We start from the raw sequence: 19,693 nt of genomic DNA, 5'->3' as shown, positions 1-19,693 counted from the left end.
GATGGTCAGTGATCGATGAATCTTTTCCTGGTGGTGACCGGCCGGGGTCGGCTCAGTCGAAGTAGTTCTCCACGGCGATTCCGCCGCCGTTGGCCTCGAAATCTTCGGTGACGTGCTGGGCGAGGGTGTCATCGACCAGGTAGTCGAGGGCCACCGCGGCCAGGCCGTAGGCGCCGTCGAGCCCGGCGCTCTCGGCGAGTGGGGTGGCCGCCGCGGCCGCGAAATCTCGGGTGTGCAGCCCCATGTCCTGGTCCGTGATGCTGATCAACGGGTGGATGCCCGGGATGCGGTAGCTGACGTTGCCGAAATCGGTGGAGGCCGCCAGCACCTCGGACACCGTGCCTGCCGGGAACGGATCGCGCCCACGACGCCGCTGGGCCAGGATCCAGCGATCGGACAGCGGCGCGTTGCCCAGCACGGGCAGCGTGGCCGGCGAGGAATCCCAGTCGATGTCCACACCCACTCCGGCCATCAGTGCCGCCCCCTGCAGGATTTCGGTGACGCGTTCCGACAGGGCCTTGAGCGTGTCCGGTCGCTGCGAGCGCACGTACGGCTGCAGCGTGGCGGTTTCGGTGATGATGTTCGGCCGTTCCCCACCCTCGGGCAGCACGGCGTGGATGCGATCGGTCGGCGGGGTCTGCTGTCGCAACAGCCCCAGCCCCTGGTAGGCGAGCACGGCGGCGTCGAGCGCGTTGCGTCCCATGAAAGGGTGCGACGAGGCGTGGGCCGCCCGGCCGCGGTAGTGCACGGTGCACTGGCGGCGTCCGAGCCAGACCTGGTCCACGAGATCCGTGACGTAGGAGTGCACCATGGCGGCCGCGTCGATGCCTTCCAAGGCGCCGGCCCGGGCCATGATCTCCTTGCCGCCCTCGCCCTCTTCCGCGGGGGTGCCCAGGTAGACCACGCGACCGGAAAACGCGGAAGGGTTGTCGCGGATGAGCTCGACGAGTGCGACGAACGCGCCCAGTCCGGTCACGGCAATCACGTTGTGACCGCAGCCGTGGCCGATGCCGGGCAGTGCGTCGTACTCGGACATGATCGCGATGGTGCGGTGGCTTTGCGGATCAAAGTCTTCGGAGGCGATCTCCGCGTGGATGGCGGTGTCCAAGCCGAACGCGGGATTCTCCGCGGGAATGTCGTGGGCCTTGAGATGGGCGAGAATCTGTTGCACGGCAAAGTGTTCCTGGAACGCCGTCTCGGGGTTTTCGTGCAGTTCGTGCAGTACGCGGTGCAGGTCGGTGGCTTGATCGTCGACCAGGGATTCGAGGCGCTCGTGCAGTTCGTCTGAGGCGCCCGCGTGGTCGGCCAGGTGATGCTCCAGCTCGTTCTTGCGTCGCTCGGTGTCCCGTTCGAGCTGCTCCAGGTACGCCCGTGACGGTTCCGGGCTGACCGTCAGATCACGGGGGTTGCGGTCAGGAGTCTCGTTGGCTGCGTGGCTCATTCCCATGCTTAGGGAGCATAACAAGTGATTCGGATCACCGGCGGGAATGAGGCGGCGCGGCGGCGGCGTCGGCCTTAAACGACGCGGTGCCCCGCGCGAGAACGCGCGGGGCACCGGTGTGCTGAAACAGAACTTACTTGATGGAGGTACCTGCGGAACCGAGGTTCTGACAGGCCTCCACCACGCGGGTGGCCATGCCGGTCTCGGCCTCGGCGCCCCACACGCGGGGGTCATACTTCTTCTTGTTGCCGACCTCGCCGTCGATCTTCAGGACGCCGTCGTAGTTGTCGAACATGAAGCCTGCGACGGGGCGGGTGAACGCGTACTGGGTGTCCGTGTCAACGTTCATCTTGATCACGCCGTAGGAGACCGCGTCCGCGATTTCCTGGGCGCTGGAGCCGGAACCTCCATGGAAGACCAGGTCGAAGGGGCGATCCTTGCCGATCTTGGCGCCCACCTCGTCCTGGATCTGCTTGAGCAGTTCCGGACGCAGGCTCACGTTGCCGGGCTTGTACACGCCGTGGACGTTACCGAAGGTCAGAGCGGTGATGTAGCGGCCCTTTTCGCCGGCGCCCAGCGCCTCGATGGTCTTCATGCCGTCCTCGACCGTGGTGTAGAGGGTGTCGTTGATCTCGCCGACCACGCCGTCTTCCTCGCCACCCACGGCACCGATCTCGACCTCGAGAATGATCTTGGCCTTATTGGTGCGCTCCAACAGCTCCTGAGCGATCTTGAGGTTCTCATCCAGCTCGATCGCGGAACCGTCCCACATGTGCGACTGGAAAATGGGGTCCTCGCCGCGAGCCACAGCCTTCTCGGACTCTGCCAACAGCGGCAGCACAAAGCCTTCCAGCTTGTCCTGGGGGCAGTGGTCGGTGTGCAGAGCAATGTTGACGTCGTAGTTCTTGGCCACCTCGCGGGCGAACGCGGCCATGGCCAGCGAACCGGTCACCATGTCCTTGACCGAGGAACCGGACCAGTAGGCGGCACCGCCGGTGGAGGCCTGAATGATGCCGTCCGAACCCGCCTCGGCGAAGCCACGGATTGCGGCGTTCAAGGTCTGGGAAGAGGTCACGTTGATGGCCGGGTAGGCAAAGCCCTTTTCCTTGGCCCGGTCGATCATCTCGGCGTAAACGTCAGGGGTTGCGATGGGCATGAAGTGCTCCTTCTACTGGATTCCCGATGCACGGTTGAGCCGTGGCCTGTGGGCCTGTTCTCAAGTCTAGTGGACGGGCGATTCACACTTTCGTGGGAGTCACTGGGACATCACTTCCGCCAGATCCCCTCGAGCTTGTCCGCGAGTTCCACCGGCCTACTGAGCGCGACGGGGTGCCCGCCACCCATTTCGTCCGGATCGATATGCAAACGTTCCCGGGTCAGTTTCCGGAGGAAATCTACGGGAAAGAACCTGTCGTCTCGGCAGATCAGCACCCGAGTTGGGGTGCTAGGCCACGTCTCGAGCGGCAGTGGATCTTGGAACGGGCGTCCTGACTGGCCGACCGCGTGCGCCGTAACCTCTTCGACCGTGTGATCGGAGAGCTCGTGGAAGAAGACATTCTGCGGATCGTCATCCTGCTCCGGTGCCCATCCGAGCCGCGCGGCTTGCTCTTGCCTGGCCTGCGCATAGCCGGTGTTCTCCCACCAGTCGCCCGGCGACTCCCCCGGGAGGGGGATCATGGGCGTCAACAGGATGAGCAGTTGGGCGTTTACCCGGTCGGCGATGAGCGTCCCCGTGTAGGCGCCTAGCGACTGGGCGACGATGACCACGTCCCGGGCATCGCCGATGGTCTGCGCTGCAATGTCCGCATATGCCTCAAGACCGGCCGAGTCGTCGGCGCACGGAAGATCGACGGTGATCACGCCGTGGCCTCTTTCACGCAGTTCATCGGCCACCAGGTGCCAGTACCAGGGCGTGCTCGCGGCGGGTGGAATGAGAGCGAAGGTTGTTGTGGGTGACGGATTCTCTGGGGCGTTCATAACGCACCTCTCGTTTCAGCCGAGGAAGACTGCTGCGGCCCGTCTGCGGCCAGCTTGCGCCCCGCATAGAACTTGGTCCCGTAGACGATCGCGAAGAGCATGACCAGAAGCAGACCGATACTCGCGATAGGAACCACATCAATGGGCAACGTATAGGCCATGATTACGCGAGCCACAGCGTCCAGGATGAAGGCGATACCCCAGGCGAGGGTCATGGTGCGAAAGATTTTCCGGAAGAACGGGTTGGTGTCCCAGTCGTGTTCCCACTGGGTGGCGGCGTCGGCCGGCATCACGGCGATGGTGGCTTCGAACAGAATGGGGCGTCGGCCGGCCAGTGAGATCAAGATCCAGAAACCGATGAGCGCGGTGAGCCAGCTTTCCCGGGCCAGAAGTAGCCGGGGGTCGGCGCTGAACATCCCCACGGCCGTTCCGATGGCCAGGACGCTGAGGGTGAAGACACCAAGTCGGTCGATCCGGCGGGTGCGGACGGTGGTGACTGCGATGCGCACCAGCGGCCCCACCGCGCCGAGCATGAGTGCCAACCACGGATCCGCGCCGGCTAACCGCAACCCGTAGTAGATGGCGAAGGGTAGAACCAGGTCGATCCCGATCATCCCGGCCACGGCCCGCTTGCGCTTCTCCGGAGGCACCTGGCCCGTGGATCGTTCCTGCGCAGGCAGTTTGTCCGGTGGCGGCTTGTCCGGAGTGGGCGGTTGATGATCGACAACCGGTGACTGACGATTTACCGGCGGTGGTTTCGCAACGCGTTTCATGATGATTCCTCGCTTCGGTGGATACCTGTCGCGAGCTCCACCACGGAGAGAAGTTCGCGAGTGTACGCGGCCAGGTCGAATGACGGATCAGCGACCAATCGCCCGGATGCGGTGTCGATGGCGCTCCTGATGATGATCGCCAAGTGATGCGGGTCGAACTCTCGGAACTCCCCGCCGTCCTGGCCTTCACGCAAGAGTTGCTCAAAGTGTGCGAGCACCGGGTCTTCGCCCTGAGGAACAAAACTGTGGGTACCGTCCGAGCCGCGCGCATTGGAGACGATTTCCACCACGGCCCGGATGTCGGCCGGGTGCTCTTCCAAGAAATGCAGGTTGGTCCGCACGTAGGCCGCAATTTTTTCGCCGGGGCTCGCTTCGTGGGACAGCGCTTCAGTAATGGCTTGACCCGCTCGTCCGTACACGTCGAACACCACGCTGGAGAGAAGATCGTCCTTGCCGGAGAAGTAGTACAGCACCACGCTCTTGCTGATGCCCGCCCGCCGCGCAATCTCCGCGAGTGACGCGCCCGAGTACCCGGATTCCGCCAGCACCTCGATGGCGCACTTCATGATCTGAGTCCGGCGAGCCGACTCGGTGAAGGTGGGATTCGAACTCGTCTGCACACTGTTTGACCGCATGGTCTAATCATAGACCAATCGGTCAGAAACGGATAGAACGAGTTCTGTCCGAAAATCAAGCAGGAACGCCCCCGCCCGACCGCGGGGGCGCCCGGTCTTACTCCAGCTGTCCCAGAACCTCGTTCAGGGCTTCAGTGGAAGAGGGGTGCGTCCAGATACCGTCACGCAGTTCGCTCGCGGTCACTCCGGCGCGCATGGCCAGTGCCACCAGGTTGATGACCTCTTGCGAGTCCACATGGAACAACCGGGCGCCCAGCACCAGATCGGTTTCGGCATCGACGACAAACTTGATCACGCCGCGCGGATCCTGCACGGCCTTGGGGCGCGGCATGGCCTTGATGTCGGCCACCATCGCCGTCGCGACCTTCACTGCGCACCCGGCCTTGCGGGCCGCATCTTCTGTCATACCCACGGCCGACAGCGGCGGCGTCAGGAACGTGGTGGTCGGCACAGCCACGCGCGAGGACACGCGCCGCGAACCATCCCCGGTCAGCGCACTCATCACCACGCGACTGTCGTCCAGCGACAGGTAGGTCTGCTGCGGGCCGCCGTGCACATCGCCCATGGCATAGACGCCTTCGGCCGTCGTGCGCAGGTGATCGTCCACGATGACCGCACCCTTTTCGTCTACCTCGACCCCGGCCGCGGTCAAGTTGAGCCCCTCGGTGGCGGGCCTGCGCCCGGTGGCGACCAGAACGGCGTCGGCCTCGATGGACCCGCCGCCGGACAAGGTAATGGCCAATCCGCCGTCGCGGGTCTCGATCGCTTCCGCGGACGCGTTCGTCCGTAGCGTGATTCCCGCGTCGGTCAGCACGTCGACGACGACGCCGCGCACGCCGCGGTCCTCGCTCGGCAAGATCGTCTCGCCGCGGGCAATCACGGTGACCTCTGATCCAAAGTTCGTGAACATCGAAGCGAACTCCAGGCCGATAGGCCCGCCGCCGATGATTGCCAGTCGCTGCGGGAATGGCTCCGCGTGCTGGATGGAGGTGGAGTCGTAAACTCCCGGCAGGTCGATGCCCTCGATGGGAGGCATGACAGGCGTGGCTCCGGTGTTGATGACCACGGTTTCGGCGGTGATGCGCAAGTGTTCGGCCAGGCCACGACCACCCGCGGACGGGGTGACCTCAACTTCGCGGGGGCCCACAAAACAGGCGCGGCCGTCCACCACGGTCACGGTGTCCTGATCCGCGAGCATGTGGAAGTTCACGTCGTTGAGCTTGCCGATCAGGGAATCCCGGTAGTCGACGGCATCCTCGAAGAACTTCTGATCGCCGTCCGCCGCGCGCTTCTCGGAAGCCGAGTGGATCAGCGTTTTGGTGGGCACGCAGCCGATGTTGATGCACGTGCCACCGTACATCGCGGCACTTTGCTCGACCATGACCACGCTCTTACCGGCGGCGGCCATCTTCCCGGCGAACGTCTTGCCACCCTTGCCCCAACCGATAACCAGAACGTCCACGTCCAGCCGGCGGGGTTCCTGCGCCTCCAGCTCGGAGGTGTCGGTGGTGGATACGGACGGCATGGCGTTCACGGGGTTCCTTCTTCTCTCGGCCCGAACCGAATCGTTCGGAGAATGGTCGTTCTCCAGCTAGCATAGAGAATCACCATTCTCCACGCAAAGGGGCACATCAGAACCGTGACCGAGACAGCCGACCTCGCCCCGCTTGCCGCCCACGCGGAGCTCACGGATGACCCCATCCTCCGCGCGGCCGCGCACCTGTTCTATCGCCGCGGAATCGGCAACGTCTCGATTCAGGACATCCGCCAGCTGGCCGGCGTGAGCCTCAAAGCCCTCTATGCCCGCTATCCGTCCAAGGAATCACTGGTCACGGCGTACCTTCGGTCGACCCACGCGGGATGGACCCGCTTGCTGGAAGAATTCGTAACCGCTGCAGTTCCTGACATTCTCAACGACGGCGCTCTGGACGAGTCCGCTCGCACTGCCGCCGTTACCGCGCTGTTCACCTGGCTGGGCGACTGGTTCGCAACGCCCGATTTCGTGGGCTGCGGGATCGCCAACACCCGCGGCGAGCGGCTAAGTGAAGAAGCCCAGGGAGTCATCCGGGACCATGATCGCCATGTGCGGTCCTACATGGACCGGATCGGTGGCTCGACCGAAGCCGGCAGTTCACTGTTCGTGCTCATGGAAGGCGCCATCTCGACCGCCGCAGGAACGGGCGATCCGGACTACGCCCGGGTCGCCCTGCGCACGGCGCGCGCGGCGCTTGACCTCACGTGACGCCACGACCCATGGCCTGACGCACCCTTTACCGCGTCACGCCGCCAACGGCTGACTCGACAGTTGGCGAACTGGCCAGCCGGTCAGCGACATCGCGCGGTGCCAGGAGCCCCGCTCACAAGCGCCAGCACGAACTCACCTGGGGCAAACCATTGAACCGGGCATCCAGGTGGGTCAGCATGGCCGGCACGCCTTCGAGGTAGCCGCCCAAGTGCGTCGGGGTGACCAGGGTCTGGAACGAAACATTCGCACCAGAGGCGCACCAGCGCTGGGCGAGTTCGCGTCCGGCACGGTAGGGCACGACGTCGTCGGCGGGGCCGTGCGCGATACGCACCGGAACGGCCGGGTGCCTACCTTCGGTGCCGTTGGTCTGCTGCGCAAGGTAGCCGGCCAGTTCCGGCTTACCCAAGAGTCGGGTGAACGTGCTGCCGTCCTTGGTGAGCGAGCTGGTGGGCACCAAGGCGTGGTCCAGCACCCCGTTGATAATGCAGGAATCCTGTGCCTTGGCGTAGCGGGCCAGGCCATCGGCATTGAGATCACCGCGAGCGTCCGCGCCCGATTCCGTGGCCGCACCCATCACGTAGAACGCCAGCCCGGAGAACAGCGTGGAATCAATGTGCTTGCCGGTGGCCGACAGGTCTGCCGGCGGGGCACCGGCCCATGCGGTCTTGACCTTCAGTTCCGGCGCGTACGTGGGCGCGGTTTCCGCCGCCGACGCCGTGGCGCCGCCACCCTGCGAATAGCCCACCATGGCTACGGGAGTCTCGGCGGCAATGCCAAGAATCCCCGCCCGCTGAGCGGCGCGGCCGGCGTCGAGCACGGCGTGAGCCTGATCCACGCGGTTCATGTAGGTGTGCGGCCCCTCGGTACCCAGGCCGATATAGTCCGGGACCACCACCGAGTAGCCGGCGTTGATCAGGCCCGTCAGGGAAAAGGCCTCATATTCCATACCCAGCGCCATCTGCCGGGATGGTGCGCAGCGGTCGGCCATACCCTGGGTGCCCGGTGAGAACACCACGAGGGGACGCGGCCCCTTCTTGGGCCACGTGGCGTTGGAGGCCAGCACCGTTCCGGTGGTTCCCACCGCCTGACCATGACTGTTGGTGGTGCGGTACATGATCCGGGTGGCCTTGGCATTGGGCTGGATCAGCTTGACCGGATCCAGGTTGAACTTGGCGGGCTCCTGCCGCACCAGATCGCCGTTATTGGCGGGCAGTTGCGCGGGCGTCGACTAGAAGTCGGTATCCGTGGTCTCGGAGAGTTCCTTCAACGCGCGATCGCGCTCCAGATCGGACTGGTCGACCCCGGCTTCTTCCAGGATCTGAGCCTGCTCGGCCGGTGGCATCTCCGCCAGTCCGTCCTCGGCAGGGTGGGCGGGCGCCATGTTGGCCAGGATCAGACACGCACCCGCGACGGCGGCGAGCGCACCTTTCCAATGAATGGACGCGCGGGTCGAACTGGGTCTGTGAGCCACGAGAACCTCCGTTATCAAAATGTGATATGGCCCACAGTAACCGATGAGTAACTAGGGGGATGTCCCCTTAAATGGTGAACGGCTCAGAGGTGTTTTCGGTAGTGAGACGGCGGAACGCGATTTGTCGAAGATTTACGTCAGGGTTTCGAGCACCGGCCGTGAACCCCGACATCTAAGGCGGGAGTTCGCGAAAAAGATGCCATTCTCGTGCGAACCTCTGCCCGAAAGGTTTTCGCCAACAAACCGGTGCTCAGATGTTCACGGTGGTTATTCGGTACGCAGCAGATCACACGCGTCGGACCGCCCGCGTCGCACCGGAAAGACTCAGTTCACGCGCTGCTCGAACACGTGCCGACGAATCCACGCGTGCATCGCCACTGCCGCCGCGGCCCCGGCGTTAATGGAGCGGGTGGAGCCGAATTGCTCGATGGCGATTACCGCATCTGCGGCCTCGATGATCTCCGGGGACACTCCCGGGCCCTCCTGCCCGAACACCAGAACGCACTTCTTGGGTAGGTCAAAGGTCTCGATCAGCTCCGAACCCGGAACGTTGTCGATGGCCAACACGGGCAACCCCTCGGACTTTGCCCACTCAATGAAGTCCGGCACGGAGGGGTGATGGCGAACGTGCTGATAGCGGTCGGTGACCATGGCTCCGCGACGGTTCCAGCGGCGTCGTCCGACGATGTGGACCTCGCGCGCTAGGAACGCGTTGGCGGTGCGCACCACGGAACCGATGTTGAAGTCGTGCTCCCAGTTCTCCACCGCCACGTGGAATTCATGACGCCGCGTGTCCAAGTCCGCGATGATCGCGTCCATGGCCCAGTAGCGGTAACCGCCCGCGACGTTGCGACGGTCCCCGTTCTCGAGTAACTCACGGTCCCAGTGCTCGCCTTCCGGCCACGGACCTTCCCATGGGCCCACGCCCACCACGTGTTCGACATTGGATTCAGAAGTGGTAGCCGGGTCAGTCAAGCCCCAGCTCGTCCTTCGAATAGGCGTACAGGCAAGGCACTCCCGCATAATCTTCGATGCGCTCCTTGGCACCCGTGCGGCGATCCACGATCACGGCCACAGCCACAACGTTCGCGCCGGCCTTCTGCAGGGCTTCCACCGCGGTGAGCGCGGAACCACCGGTGGTCGAGGTGTCCTCCACGACCACCACATTGCGGCCCACCACACTGGGACCTTCCACCTGACGGCCCATGCCGTAGGACTTCTGCGCCTTGCGCACCACGAACGTGTCGATCGCGCGACCCTGATCACCGGCGGTGCGCATGATGGCGTGCCCCACCGGGTCGGCACCCATGGTGAGGCCCCCGGCGGCGTCGAACTCGATACCTGCCTTGTCCAGCAGGCCGAGCATGACCTGACCGACGTAGCGCGAGGCCTCGTGGTGCAGGGTCACACGTCGCAGGTCCACGTAGTAATCGGCTTGGATTCCGCTGGCCAACGTCACGTTTCCGCGCACGATGGCCAGACCCTTGATGAGGTCGCGCAGTCGCTCGCGAGCGGTGTCCAGATCCACGGGGGAGAAATTGGTGCTCATGGCGTCCAGCTTACGTGTCCGCAGGGAATTAGAAATGGTGAAGGACGACGCCGCTCAGAGACTTCACGCGGCGGTCGCCTTCCGCTCGGTCAGCCTCCGCAATTTGGGAATCGGAATCTTGTAATTCACGGCCACAGCGGTGCCCGATCCGTCCTCGGACTGCCAGCGCAACAGCGCTCGGTGCGGGTCCACGGCTTGGTCATCGGGCGCGCTCTTGGATGCGCCACTGTCGATCACCTCGGGAGCACCGTGGACGGGCACTCGTCCCATGACGCGAATGGTCAGCCCGAACTGCTCGGTCCAGAAATACGGGACGAAGTTCAGCGGCTCCGACAGATCACCACGCAGTAGCGCGAGAGCAGCAACCTTGGCGTGCTCGATCGCGGTGGTCCACAGTGGCTGACGTTCACCCTCCCAGTGCGCGATATCGCCGGCTGCTACGACATGCGGCAACACCGTGCCGTCCTCGTGGAGAACGCGGCCTCGGGAATCGGTCACCACGCGGCCGCCACTGAGCAGGCCGGATCCCTCCAGCCAGCGGTCATGGGCATGATCGCCGATGGCCGTGACCAATACGTCGCCGGTGATGCGAGACCCATCGCTGAGCTCCACAACCGTCGATTCTTCATCCACGGTGGCGGATACGGCAGTCGCGTCGATGAACCGCACCCCCATGTCCCTGGCAATGGCGGTGATTTCCGAGGCCAGGTACTCACCGAGGTGACGCCTCATGGGAGTTCCGGAGCACACCACGCTCACACGGCAGCCACGCTCCACCGCACCGGAGGCCAGTTCCATGCCGAGTGCCCCGCCGCCGACTACCACCACGTCTTGGCCCGGGACGAAACGGGACTGCGCATTTTCCGCATCGTTCATGGTGCGGAGAGTCAGTTCGTGGGCACTGTCCGTCAGCTTTCGAGCGCCAGCACCCGTTGCGATGACCAGACCGTCGAAGGCCACCTTGGTGTCGTCCTCCAGAGTGACTGTGCGTTCGAACAAGTCCACGCTACGGGCCGGGACACCTTGTAATTCCAATCCACCATGAGTGGCTTCCGGCAGAAGATGAGCCGAAAGGTCCTGCCCGTCCACGAGCGCCGCCTTGGACAGTGCCGGTCGGCTGTACGGTGCATGACTCTCATCGCCCACGATTGTCAGGTGGCCGGTGAAGCCCGCGTCGCGTAGGGCGTGACCGGCGGTCACACCGGCAATGCCGTGGCCGACCACCACGATTCGGTTCATGTCCGCAGGAGCGTGCTGGACCATAGGGATCACGCCAATCGCAGGGCGGCCACGGGGCACACGCGCACGGCAGCTTGGGCCTTGGCCAAGTCGTCACCCTCGACCTCGGGAACGTCGATGATCAGTTCGGCATCGTCGTCCAGGTGCATGAGATTCGGTGCCGCTTCTTCACACAATCCGTGACCTTCGCAACGGGCCTGATCCAGTTCAATCCGCATGAGGTGTCCTCCTACTCGCGTGCTGTCTTGCCATGGGCCGCCAACCGGCGACTCCTTTCGAGTGTTGCCCAGATCACACAGTGCGTCCAATGCATAGATATCATTAGTTGCATTCACGTTGTGAATAACCCCGGGTGCTACCCACAGAAGGAGAGCCGTGAAAAAATCAGCCGGAGCGACGTCGTCGAACCCCGCCGAAACCGAACCGCAGGACACGGAACTCGCGCGGGCCGCCGCCATGGACTTCAATCTGCTGGTCCCGCTCCTGGCGGTGATCGAGGAACAATCGGTGACCCGCGCGGCGCAGCGAGTGGGCCTGTCCCAACCGGCCATGAGCCACGCGCTCCGCAGGATTCGTCGCATGCTCAAAGACGACATCTTGATTCGTCGGGGCAACGAGTCCCTGCTGACACCTCGCGCCAAGGAACTCCTGGGGCCGCTCAAGCACCTCGTGCGTCAGAGCACCACCCTCGTCCATGAAGCCACCTTCGAACCGGGCACCAGTCATCGGGAGATCACGCTCGCGTTGAGCACGAGCACAGCTCTTGTCGCCGGGTCGGACATCTGCCGTGGGATCTCGGAACGGGCGCCGAACTGCACTCTGCGGATGATCACCACCGCCAATCCGTCCGACTCGCTGTTCACCCAGGACAACGTGGACGCGATCCTGCTCCCCGAGGCCTTCACCACACGTCATCCCCGCGCGCGCTTGTACGACGATCGCTGGGTGGTGATTTCCGGCTCCTCCGATCTCGCCAATGGGAATGCCCTGGAACTGCTGGCCACCCTGCCCCACGTGATGTTCGACGCCCCGCGCATCTCGCGGCCCTATCAAGCACTCCACGAACACGGCGTCGAGTACTCGGTGCGCACGCGCATCAACGACAACCTGCTGATCCCCCACCTGGTTTCGGGGCGGGATCTGATCGCCCTGCACCGCAGGAGCACTGCCGAACTCATGGACCCGATCACGGACATACACGTGGCAGAGTTTCCGCTGGAAACCCCCTCACTCGGAGTGGACATCGTCTGGAATCCGTGGCTCCAGGACGACCCGTTCCGCCAGTGGCTCGGGGGCACCCTCAAGACCGCTACCGCCAGCGGGTATGCACACTAAGAATGCTGGCCATAAGAATAATTCACTTGCCGGATAGGGCCCCACGCCGTTGACTGTGATGCACCACACACCCCTCGATTCCAGGGTGAGTGAGCATTTGTGACTCAGACCCGAAAGGTCAATCATGACAACGGAAACGGCTGTTCTGGACAAGGTGACATCTTTGCCGACGAAGTCTTGGAGAACCCGTACGAGGCCTACGGGCGCCTTCGGGATCAGGCCGCTGCCGTGTACATCCCGGCTCGTGAGCTGTGGGCCGTCACCCGCTATGAGGCGGTCCGCGAGGCATTGGGCGATCCGGGGACGTTTTCCTCTACCGCGGTGGCCTTCAACCCCCAGATGAACGAGGTGCTCAAGGGCACCACCCTGGCCACGGATCCGCCGGATCACCAGCACTTGCGCAAGGTGCTGTCCCAGAACCTGTCCCCGCGTGCGCTGCGTTCAGTCAAAGCTGACATCGAGACCAAGGCGGACACCATGGTCCGCGAGCTGGCGGAACAAGACGAGTTCGACGGCATGCAGGACCTCGCCCGCGCCCTTCCACTCAACGTGGTCGTGGACATGATCGGCATCAAGGACCCCGAGATCCGCGCCAAGATCCTCACCTGGGGTGAGGCCGCATTCAACCTCCTCGGCCCCATGAATGAACGCGCCCAGAACAGTTTTCCGGTGGCCAAGGAGCTTTTCGACTGGACTCACAACATCCAGGTCTCGGATCTCACCGAGGGCAGTATGGGACACGGTATCTTCGCCGCCGCCGAGCGCGGGGACATCGCCTACGAAAGTTGCGGCATGATCATCCACCAGTACGTCGCCGCGGGTATGGACACCACAATCGCCTCGATCGGCAACGCCATCATGCTGTTCGCCGAGCACCCGGAGCAGTACGCCAAGGTTCGCGAGGACCCCGCGCTGGTCCCTTCCGCGTTCAACGAGGTGCTGCGCATGCACTCCCCGCTGCCCGCCACGGGCCGCAAGACGATGCGGGACGTCGAAGTGGACGACGTCGTGATCCCGGAAGGCTCCCAGGTTGCCTTACTGCTCGCCGGCGGCAACCGCGATGAGCGCCACTACCCCAACGCGGATACCTTCGATGTCACCCGCAATCCCGTGGATCACCTGACCTTCGGGTACGGAATCCACGGTTGCGCGGGTCAGGGACTGGCGCGCTTGGAGGCCTACGCGGCGCTCGGCTCACTCGCCAAGTACATCAAGAGCTACTCGGTCAGCGACTTCACGCGCAAGATCACTAACACCACGCGCTCCTACGAGAGCATCCTGGTGACGGACATCGTGCGCGCCTAGTCCATCGCGGTTCGACGACGCCGCTCGGGCGCCTTGCCCACGCAAGGTGCCCGGGCGGCGTCGGCCTCCTAAAGCAAGCCTTCAGGGGCGTTCGAGAAGAACGAGCTCCTGCGTGGTTCTGGTCATGGCCACGTAGCGGTCCACCGCCTCCGCGATCCCACCGCCGGAACGCTCGGGGTCGAGCAGCACCACCAGGTCGAACTCGAGCCCCTTGGCCAGCGCGGGCGGCAACGATTGCACCCGGTCGCGGGGCGTGAAGTACGGAGCGCCGATCACGCACGCGACGCCGTCATCGTGGCCGACCTCCGACTGGTCGAGGATCTCCTCAAGATCCGCCGCGACCCCGTGCTTCACGGGCACCCCGCTACTGCGGACCGAGACGGGAACGTTCGCATCCGGTATTGCCGCTCTGATCACCGGCTCAGCCTCGATCATGACCTCTCGCGGGGTGCGGTAGTTGATCGTGAGGGTGGAGTGGATGACGCGGTCGAAGCCCACCCGTTCCAGGCGCTGCTCCCACGTTTCCGTGAAACCGTGCCTGGCCTGGGCCCGGTCCCCCACGATGGTGAAACTACGCGACGGGCAACGGCGAAGCAGCATCTGCCACTGCGCATCGGTCAGCTCCTGCGCCTCGTCCACCACGATGTGAGCGAACGGTCCCGCGAGCGCGTCCTGGTTGATCTCGGGCGGTGCCGCGTGCTCCAACAGAGCGTGCTGCAGATCTTGGCCGCGCAGCATCCGCATGACCCTCATATCCGAATCGTCGGATTCGATCAGTTGATCAACCACGTCCGCCATGCGGGTGCTTTCTGCCTCCTCGGCTGCGCGTCGCCGTTCGGCGCGCAGCGTTGTATCCGGGTCACCCAACCGCTGGCGTGCGGCGTCGAGCAAGGGGAGGTCGGCCGTGTTCCAGGCGCGCGGGTCGGCACGTCGCAACAGTTGGATCTGGCGCGGCTCGAGCCACGGGGCACACATGCGCAGGTACGCCGGAACCTCCCACAAGTCACCCACCAGGTCGGTGGCATGGAGCAGCGGCCAGGCGCGGCCGAACGTTCGCTTCAGTTCGGGGTTCTGGCTGATCGCACGGCGGAACGGGGCCGCGGAATCCTCACGAGTGAGACCGTAGGCGTTGAATTCACCGTCCACATCCTCGTTCGGGTCTACGCCGACGTCGCTCGCGTCCTCCCCGAGGTCCCGCACCTTGTCCGTGAGGATCTCGACCACCGATTCCCAGATCAGCCCGCGCGCTTCATTGTGGGGCGTCCCGGGGTCCGGGGCCGAAAAGGCCTCGGCCCAGTCGAACGAACTGAGCCACACTTCGCCCCATGGTGTGTCGATCTCCATCCCTTCGGTCGGAGGGTTCTCGTACAGGGCCACCGCGGGTTCGATCGCGTTGACCATCTCGGCTGAGAACTTCAGCCGAGCCACCTCCGGATCGGATTCTTCCGTGGCGGCGAGTCCCTCGGGCAGGAGATCGTTGAGTGTGCAGGTCCGCACGCTGTCCTCGCCCAAGTTGGGAAGGACATCCGCTACGTAGGCCAGATAGGGGCGGTGCGGGCCCACGAAAAGCACGCCCCCGCGATGTTCGCTCACCTGCGCGTCCGAATACAGCAGGTGCGCCGTGCGGTGCAGGGCCACCACGGTCTTGCCGGTACCCGGACCGCCATCCACCACCAGGGCGCCCCGCGACCCGGCACGGATGATGGCGTCCTGATCGGCCTGGATGGTGCCCAGCACATCGCGCATGGCCTCCGACCGGCTGCCACCCAGGCTCGCGATGAAGGCGGACTGATCGTCGAGTGCCGCGTTGCCTTCCAGGCCCTCCGGGGTGAACACCTCGTCCCAGAAGTCCGTGATGTGGCCGCTGGTCCAGCGATAACGGCGGCGACTGATCAATCCCATCGGGTTGGCGTGGGTTGCTGCGAAGAACGGTTCGGCGGCCGGCGCCCGCCAATCGACCAGGAGCCGCTGGCTATAACGGTCGGTCAACCCGAGCCGGCCGATATAGGTGGGTTCGGCGGCGTCGTCGGCATCAGAATCGCCGGCCACCATGCGGCCCAGGCACAGGTCGGAGTTGAAGCGGCGCAACACGCGGAGGCGGCCCGTGAGGCGGTGGATGTCCTGGTCCCGGTCCAGAGCGGCCTGGCCTGCCCCGCCGGGGGCTTTGCGAGCGGCGTCGAGCCGAGCGGTCAGTTCAGAGATGTAGTCCTGGAGTGCAGTCGCCACGGCGCGCAGGTGCTGCTCGTCGCGGGCAATGAGCTGCGGATCGGCTTTGGCGGCCAGGTGATCGGGCAGGGTGAAGATGGAAGTGGCCACGGGATGCATGTCATCAGCTCCGAAAGCGGAAATCGGGTGGGGAAGGAGCTTGATCATCCCGCTCTCCGGGGGTCTTGCCGCAAGCCCCGGGGTGAGCTATACCTTGGAAGTAGAGGGGCACACGCGCGCTTCGGAATTCGACGTCGCGAGGCCCCTTTTGTCGTGTCCGCGCAACTTTGGTATTTCGCGATCGAGATTGACCGTTGAACGCGCTCCGTCAGCTGGGCGGAAGCCGTCAGCCAAGGCGGCCGCCGGATTCGGTGAGGTAGCACTGGCCACAAAAGGACTCGTAGGTGACTTCGACGCCATCAGACCCTACCTCCCGAGCACCAGAACGCATTTCTTGAGTAGGTCGATCATCTCGATCAGCACCGATTACGGAACCGATGTTGAAGTCGTGTTCCCAGTTCTCCACCGCCACGTGGAATTCATGACGCCGCGTGTCCAAGTCCGCGATGATCGCGTCCATGGCCCAGTAGCGGTAACCGTCCGCGAGTAACTCACGATCCCAGTGCTCACCCTCCGGCCGCGGACCTTCCCATGGGCCCACGCCCACCACGTGTTCGACATTGGCTTCAGAAGTGGTGGCCGGGTCAGTCAAGCCCCAGCTCGTCCTTCGAGTAGGCGTACAGGCAGGGCACTCCCGTGTACTCCTCGATGCGTTCCTTGGCACCCGTGCGGCGATCCACGATCACGGCCACAGCCACAACGTTCGCTCCGGTCTTCTGCCGTCAGGCTGAACATGACCTGCCCGACGTAACGCGAGGCCTCATGATGCAGGGTCACATGGCGCAGATCCACGTGGTAATCGGCCTGACTGTCGCTGGCCAACGTCACGTTTCAGCGCACTACGGCCAGTCCCTTGATGACGTCGCGCAGTCGCTCGCGAGCGGTGTCCAGATCCCCAGGGGAGAAATTGGTGTTCATGGCGTCCTGCTCACGTTTCCGGGCGGGTTTGAGCACGGTGGGTGGCGATGTCGCGACTCACGAGGACATCCCCGCGGTTGCCGCGGCCATGCTGCGAGTAGGACCTGACAGGCACACGGGGATGAAGTACTGGAGTACAGTCAAGCTCTCGGCCGAACCGCAGATCGTCGACTCACTCACCCGAACTCTCTACCCAAAGAGCACCAGTAGGATGCAGAGACCGGAGCACGTCGCCATGTACATCCAGGCAGGGCATGCCCAGATATGCACTTCTATCCCGAAAACGCCGTTCAGACAGATAACGACACGACCGAGAACCGGCCATATGTAAAGCGAGTGGTGGCGATGAGCCACCTGCCCTTGATCCCCACGGTGGTTGGTGCGCCGTGTGCGTAGAGTATGGGCATGATCTTCAACCGTCTGGCGTGGTGGTGGCTGCGATAGCAGCCGGTTGAAGCATGACCACGGGCTGCACAGCAGCCCGTGCCCCACCGCCACGGCCTTGCGTGCAGCTCCTTGTCTGACAGGAGCACGCACATGGACTCGTTCGCCGTTGCCGAGCAGCGCTCAGCCGAACTGACCCGCACCATCGACCAGGCCCCGGAGAACTTCCGGGTGCTCACCGGGGAACGCCCTACCGGGGCTCTGCACCTGGGTCACTACTTCGGCAGCATCGTCGAACGCCTCCGGTTGCAGCAGGCCGGGGTGGAGACGTTCTTGGTGCTGGCCGATTACCAGGTCATCACCGACCGCGACACCACCGCCCGCGTGCAGGAGAACGTGCACAGTGCAGTGCTGGACTACCTGGCCGCCGGGCTGGACCCGCAGCGCACCACGATCTTCACCCACTCGGCGATACCGGCGCTGAACCAGCTGCTGCTGCCCTTCCTGAGTCTGGTCACCGAGGCCGAGCTGCACCGCAATCCCACGGTCAAGGCCGAGGCCGCCGCCTCCGGCCGGGCGTTGAGCGGGCTGCTGCTGACCTATCCGGTGCACCAGGCCGCTGACATCCTCTTCTGCAAGGGCAATCTCGTGCCCGTGGGCAAGGACAACCTGCCCCACGTGGAAATCACCCGGGTCATCGCCCGGCGCTTCAACGACCGCTACGGGCCCGTTTTCCCCGTGCCCGATGCCCTGCTCACCGCCGCCCCGGAAGTACCGGGACTGGACGGGCGGAAGATGTCCAAGAGCTACGGCAACACCATCGCCCTGTCGATGACCGCCGAGGAGACCGCGGCGGTGATCCGGCGTACCGTCACCGACGCCGAGCGTCGGATCACCTTCGACCCAGCAACCCGCCCCGGGGTCTCCGCGCTGCTGTCCACCGCGGCCCTGTGCCGGGGCACCACCCCGGAACAGGTCGCCGAGCAGGTCGGCGACGCCGGGGCCGGGCGCCTGAAACAGCTCACCACCGGGGCCGTCAACGACTTCCTCACCGACCACCGGCGACGCCGTCAGGAACTGGGCCGGGACCCGCACCTGGTTCGCGACGTCCTGGGCCGCGGCAATGCACGAGCCCACGAGATCGCCGAGGCCACCCTCGCCGAAGTCCGCGAGGCCATGGGCACCACCTACTGAGCCTCCACACACACCCAGTCCTGCCGCCGGGCCGGGATGTGAAGCCAACGCACGAGGCGCGGAACACGGGAGGAACGGCCGACACGCACAGCAGGGGCGGGGTGGAGAGGAACACGGCAATCCTCTATAGCGTGGAAAGACCTACCCCAGGAGGTTCCTCATGATGGACGTCGCTGGCTTCGGAGCGTTCCTCGGCCTATTCATCTGGCTGCTCATGGTCGCCATCACCTTGTGGCTGCTGTATTGGGTGGTGCGCAAGGGCGTCACCGCCGGCATCAAGGACTACGTGCACAAGCACGGCGACCGTGCCGACAGTTTGCGGCCATAGACGAAGCCCCATCGCGACGCCGCATTCCCGCGACGGCTCGGGCACCGGGGGAAAGGATCGGCGCCCATGGGCGGGGTCAGCTGGGTCGTCGCCGCTGCATCTCCAGGGCGTGCCAGGGTTGGCCGCCCACCTCGGTGCTGCGCACCCGCCCAGTCTCCTGGAACCCCAGGCTCTCGTACACGCGCCGGGCGGAGACATTGTGCGCGTAGACACCGAGCTTCATGACCGGCAGCCCCGTGACCTCGAAGCCCGTGCGCACCGCTGTGCCAATCAGTTCCCGCCCCAGACCGCGCCCTCGAGCGTCCGGGTCGAGGAGGATGCACCCGAGCCGCATCATGTGTGCGTCGACATCGACGAGCAACGAGGCGTGACCGACTGGATCCCCGGAGGAGGGGTCCAACCCGGTCCAATACCGGCGCTGATCATGCTGCAGATAAGTCTCCAGCTGCCCCCGATCCAGAGGCCATCTGAAGGTCCGCCCGGACCAGAGCACCATGTCGGCCTCAGAGGGCACCCAACTCAGGAAGACGTCCAAATCGGCTGAGCTGGTCTCTCGCAGGCGCATGCCCCAATG

Annotated in this window: 19 protein-coding genes and 2 pseudogenes; 5 read left to right on the top strand and 16 right to left on the bottom strand. The window is 64.7% G+C overall.

Going from position 1 to position 19,693, the window contains the following annotated elements; all coding sequences use genetic code 11:
* Window positions 1-52: 52 nt before the first annotated feature.
* From CKW39_RS14335 to CKW39_RS14310, 6 genes are all read right to left on the bottom strand, one after another.
* Window positions 53-1,441 carry an amidohydrolase gene (locus tag CKW39_RS14335; RefSeq protein ID WP_371514797.1) on the bottom strand — a complete coding sequence of 463 codons (1,389 nt, stop codon included), beginning with the start codon at window positions 1,439-1,441 and terminating at the stop codon, window positions 53-55.
* Window positions 1,442-1,574: 133 nt separating this feature from the next.
* The gene (gene fbaA, locus CKW39_RS14330; protein ID WP_016995989.1) at window positions 1,575-2,597 is read right to left on the bottom strand and encodes a class II fructose-bisphosphate aldolase; all 1,023 of its coding nucleotides are present in this window, start codon (window positions 2,595-2,597) and stop codon (window positions 1,575-1,577) included.
* 110 nt (window positions 2,598-2,707) lie between these two features.
* The gene (locus CKW39_RS14325; protein WP_095798787.1) at window positions 2,708-3,418 is read right to left on the bottom strand and encodes an alpha/beta hydrolase; all 711 of its coding nucleotides are present in this window, start codon (window positions 3,416-3,418) and stop codon (window positions 2,708-2,710) included.
* Entirely contained in the window at window positions 3,415-4,191 is a 777-nt protein-coding gene (locus tag CKW39_RS14320; RefSeq protein ID WP_095798786.1) for a VC0807 family protein, read from the bottom strand. The genes CKW39_RS14325 and CKW39_RS14320 overlap by 4 nt, the downstream gene beginning before the upstream one ends.
* Window positions 4,188-4,826, bottom strand: a complete 639-nt coding sequence (locus CKW39_RS14315; RefSeq protein WP_238663145.1) for a TetR/AcrR family transcriptional regulator — start codon at window positions 4,824-4,826, stop codon at window positions 4,188-4,190. The genes CKW39_RS14320 and CKW39_RS14315 overlap by 4 nt, the downstream gene beginning before the upstream one ends.
* 97 nt (window positions 4,827-4,923) lie before the next feature.
* Window positions 4,924-6,351 carry an FAD-dependent oxidoreductase gene (locus CKW39_RS14310; protein WP_173674344.1) on the bottom strand — a complete coding sequence of 476 codons (1,428 nt, stop codon included), beginning with the start codon at window positions 6,349-6,351 and terminating at the stop codon, window positions 4,924-4,926.
* 114 nt (window positions 6,352-6,465) lie between these two features.
* Here CKW39_RS14310 and CKW39_RS14305 point away from each other — a divergent pair, with 114 nt between their 5' ends.
* Window positions 6,466-7,068: a TetR/AcrR family transcriptional regulator gene (locus CKW39_RS14305; protein ID WP_158222961.1), complete on the top strand. Its 603-nt coding sequence runs from the start codon at window positions 6,466-6,468 to the stop codon at window positions 7,066-7,068.
* Window positions 7,069-7,183: 115 nt separating this feature from the next.
* Here the strand turns inward: CKW39_RS14305 and CKW39_RS14300 are convergent, their stop codons facing one another.
* From CKW39_RS14300 to CKW39_RS14280, 6 genes are all read right to left on the bottom strand, one after another.
* Window positions 7,184-8,260, bottom strand: coding sequence for a lipase family protein (locus CKW39_RS14300; RefSeq protein WP_254049448.1), 1,077 nt, complete (start codon window positions 8,258-8,260; stop codon window positions 7,184-7,186).
* A gap of 39 nt (window positions 8,261-8,299) precedes the next feature.
* Window positions 8,300-8,542, bottom strand: a complete 243-nt coding sequence (locus CKW39_RS15835; protein ID WP_238663143.1) for a hypothetical protein — start codon at window positions 8,540-8,542, stop codon at window positions 8,300-8,302.
* Between the two features lie 324 nt (window positions 8,543-8,866).
* On the bottom strand, window positions 8,867-9,517 hold the full coding sequence (locus CKW39_RS14295; protein WP_254049447.1) for a TrmH family RNA methyltransferase: 651 nt from the start codon (window positions 9,515-9,517) through the stop codon (window positions 8,867-8,869).
* Entirely contained in the window at window positions 9,510-10,091 is a 582-nt protein-coding gene (gene pyrE, locus CKW39_RS14290; protein WP_095798783.1) for an orotate phosphoribosyltransferase, read from the bottom strand. Before pyrE ends, CKW39_RS14295 begins: the two co-directional genes overlap by 8 nt.
* A gap of 63 nt (window positions 10,092-10,154) precedes the next feature.
* Window positions 10,155-11,330: an NAD(P)/FAD-dependent oxidoreductase gene (locus CKW39_RS14285; protein WP_095798807.1), complete on the bottom strand. Its 1,176-nt coding sequence runs from the start codon at window positions 11,328-11,330 to the stop codon at window positions 10,155-10,157.
* 29 nt (window positions 11,331-11,359) lie between these two features.
* The gene (locus CKW39_RS14280) at window positions 11,360-11,548 is read right to left on the bottom strand and encodes a ferredoxin (RefSeq protein WP_016997135.1); all 189 of its coding nucleotides are present in this window, start codon (window positions 11,546-11,548) and stop codon (window positions 11,360-11,362) included.
* A 157-nt stretch (window positions 11,549-11,705) separates the two neighbouring features.
* On the opposite strand from CKW39_RS14280, the gene CKW39_RS14275 reads away from it, so the two are divergent.
* Together CKW39_RS14275 and CKW39_RS14270 are read left to right on the top strand one after the other, a co-directional pair.
* Window positions 11,706-12,665, top strand: coding sequence for a LysR family transcriptional regulator (locus CKW39_RS14275; RefSeq protein WP_216823187.1), 960 nt, complete (start codon window positions 11,706-11,708; stop codon window positions 12,663-12,665).
* Window positions 12,666-12,764: 99 nt separating this feature from the next.
* Window positions 12,765-13,970, top strand: coding sequence for a cytochrome P450 (locus CKW39_RS14270; RefSeq protein ID WP_173674343.1), 1,206 nt, complete (start codon window positions 12,765-12,767; stop codon window positions 13,968-13,970).
* A gap of 81 nt (window positions 13,971-14,051) precedes the next feature.
* Here the strand turns inward: CKW39_RS14270 and helR are convergent, their stop codons facing one another.
* The 3 genes and pseudogenes from helR to CKW39_RS14255 all read right to left on the bottom strand — a co-directional run bounded on the left by helR (window position 14,052) and on the right by CKW39_RS14255 (window position 17,213).
* On the bottom strand, window positions 14,052-16,295 hold the full coding sequence (gene helR, locus CKW39_RS14265; RefSeq protein ID WP_095798804.1) for an RNA polymerase recycling motor ATPase HelR: 2,244 nt from the start codon (window positions 16,293-16,295) through the stop codon (window positions 14,052-14,054).
* A gap of 364 nt (window positions 16,296-16,659) precedes the next feature.
* Window positions 16,660-16,887: pseudogene (locus CKW39_RS14260) on the bottom strand (rRNA methyltransferase); the annotation flags it as partial.
* A pseudogene (locus tag CKW39_RS14255) lies at window positions 16,880-17,213 on the bottom strand (hypothetical protein). The pseudogenes CKW39_RS14260 and CKW39_RS14255, both read right to left, overlap by 8 nt.
* Window positions 17,214-17,750: 537 nt before the next feature.
* Between CKW39_RS14255 and trpS the strand changes: the two are divergent.
* Entirely contained in the window at window positions 17,751-18,791 is a 1,041-nt protein-coding gene (gene trpS / locus CKW39_RS14245; RefSeq protein ID WP_095798781.1) for a tryptophan--tRNA ligase, read from the top strand.
* A gap of 160 nt (window positions 18,792-18,951) precedes the next feature.
* Complete coding sequence (locus CKW39_RS15555) at window positions 18,952-19,119, top strand: hypothetical protein (protein ID WP_167318961.1); 168 nt, start codon at window positions 18,952-18,954, stop codon at window positions 19,117-19,119.
* A gap of 76 nt (window positions 19,120-19,195) precedes the next feature.
* Here CKW39_RS15555 and CKW39_RS14240 read toward each other — a convergent pair whose 3' ends face one another.
* A complete protein-coding gene (locus tag CKW39_RS14240; protein ID WP_058874201.1) occupies window positions 19,196-19,684 on the bottom strand; it encodes a GNAT family N-acetyltransferase in 489 nt (162 codons plus the stop codon).
* Between the last annotated feature and the right edge of the window lie 9 nt (window positions 19,685-19,693).

It is taken from the genome of Kocuria sp. WRN011, from assembly GCF_002295155.1.
In the GTDB taxonomy this organism is placed as follows: domain Bacteria; phylum Actinomycetota; class Actinomycetes; order Actinomycetales; family Micrococcaceae; genus Kocuria; species Kocuria carniphila.
The sequence above is the reverse complement of the archived record's forward strand: the minus strand, read 5'-3'. Positions and strand labels throughout refer to the sequence as shown.

Coding starts and splice junctions, on each gene's coding strand:
- pyrE (WP_095798783.1), bottom strand. CDS start 10,091: ATGAGCACCAATTTCTCCCCCGTGGATCTGGACACCGCTCGCGAGCGA.
- CKW39_RS14285 (WP_095798807.1), bottom strand. CDS start 11,330: ATGAACCGAATCGTGGTGGTCGGCCACGGCATTGCCGGTGTGACCGCC.
- CKW39_RS14320 (WP_095798786.1), bottom strand. CDS start 4,191: ATGAAACGCGTTGCGAAACCACCGCCGGTAAATCGTCAGTCACCGGTT.
- CKW39_RS14325 (WP_095798787.1), bottom strand. CDS start 3,418: ATGAACGCCCCAGAGAATCCGTCACCCACAACAACCTTCGCTCTCATT.
- CKW39_RS14335 (WP_371514797.1), bottom strand. CDS start 1,441: ATGAGCCACGCAGCCAACGAGACTCCTGACCGCAACCCCCGTGATCTG.
- CKW39_RS14315 (WP_238663145.1), bottom strand. CDS start 4,826: ATGCGGTCAAACAGTGTGCAGACGAGTTCGAATCCCACCTTCACCGAG.
- CKW39_RS15555 (WP_167318961.1), top strand. CDS start 18,952: ATGATGGACGTCGCTGGCTTCGGAGCGTTCCTCGGCCTATTCATCTGG.
- helR (WP_095798804.1), bottom strand. CDS start 16,295: ATGCATCCCGTGGCCACTTCCATCTTCACCCTGCCCGATCACCTGGCC.
- CKW39_RS14280 (WP_016997135.1), bottom strand. CDS start 11,548: ATGCGGATTGAACTGGATCAGGCCCGTTGCGAAGGTCACGGATTGTGT.
- CKW39_RS14310 (WP_173674344.1), bottom strand. CDS start 6,351: ATGCCGTCCGTATCCACCACCGACACCTCCGAGCTGGAGGCGCAGGAA.
- fbaA (WP_016995989.1), bottom strand. CDS start 2,597: ATGCCCATCGCAACCCCTGACGTTTACGCCGAGATGATCGACCGGGCC.
- trpS (WP_095798781.1), top strand. CDS start 17,751: ATGGACTCGTTCGCCGTTGCCGAGCAGCGCTCAGCCGAACTGACCCGC.
- CKW39_RS14240 (WP_058874201.1), bottom strand. CDS start 19,684: ATGCGCCTGCGAGAGACCAGCTCAGCCGATTTGGACGTCTTCCTGAGT.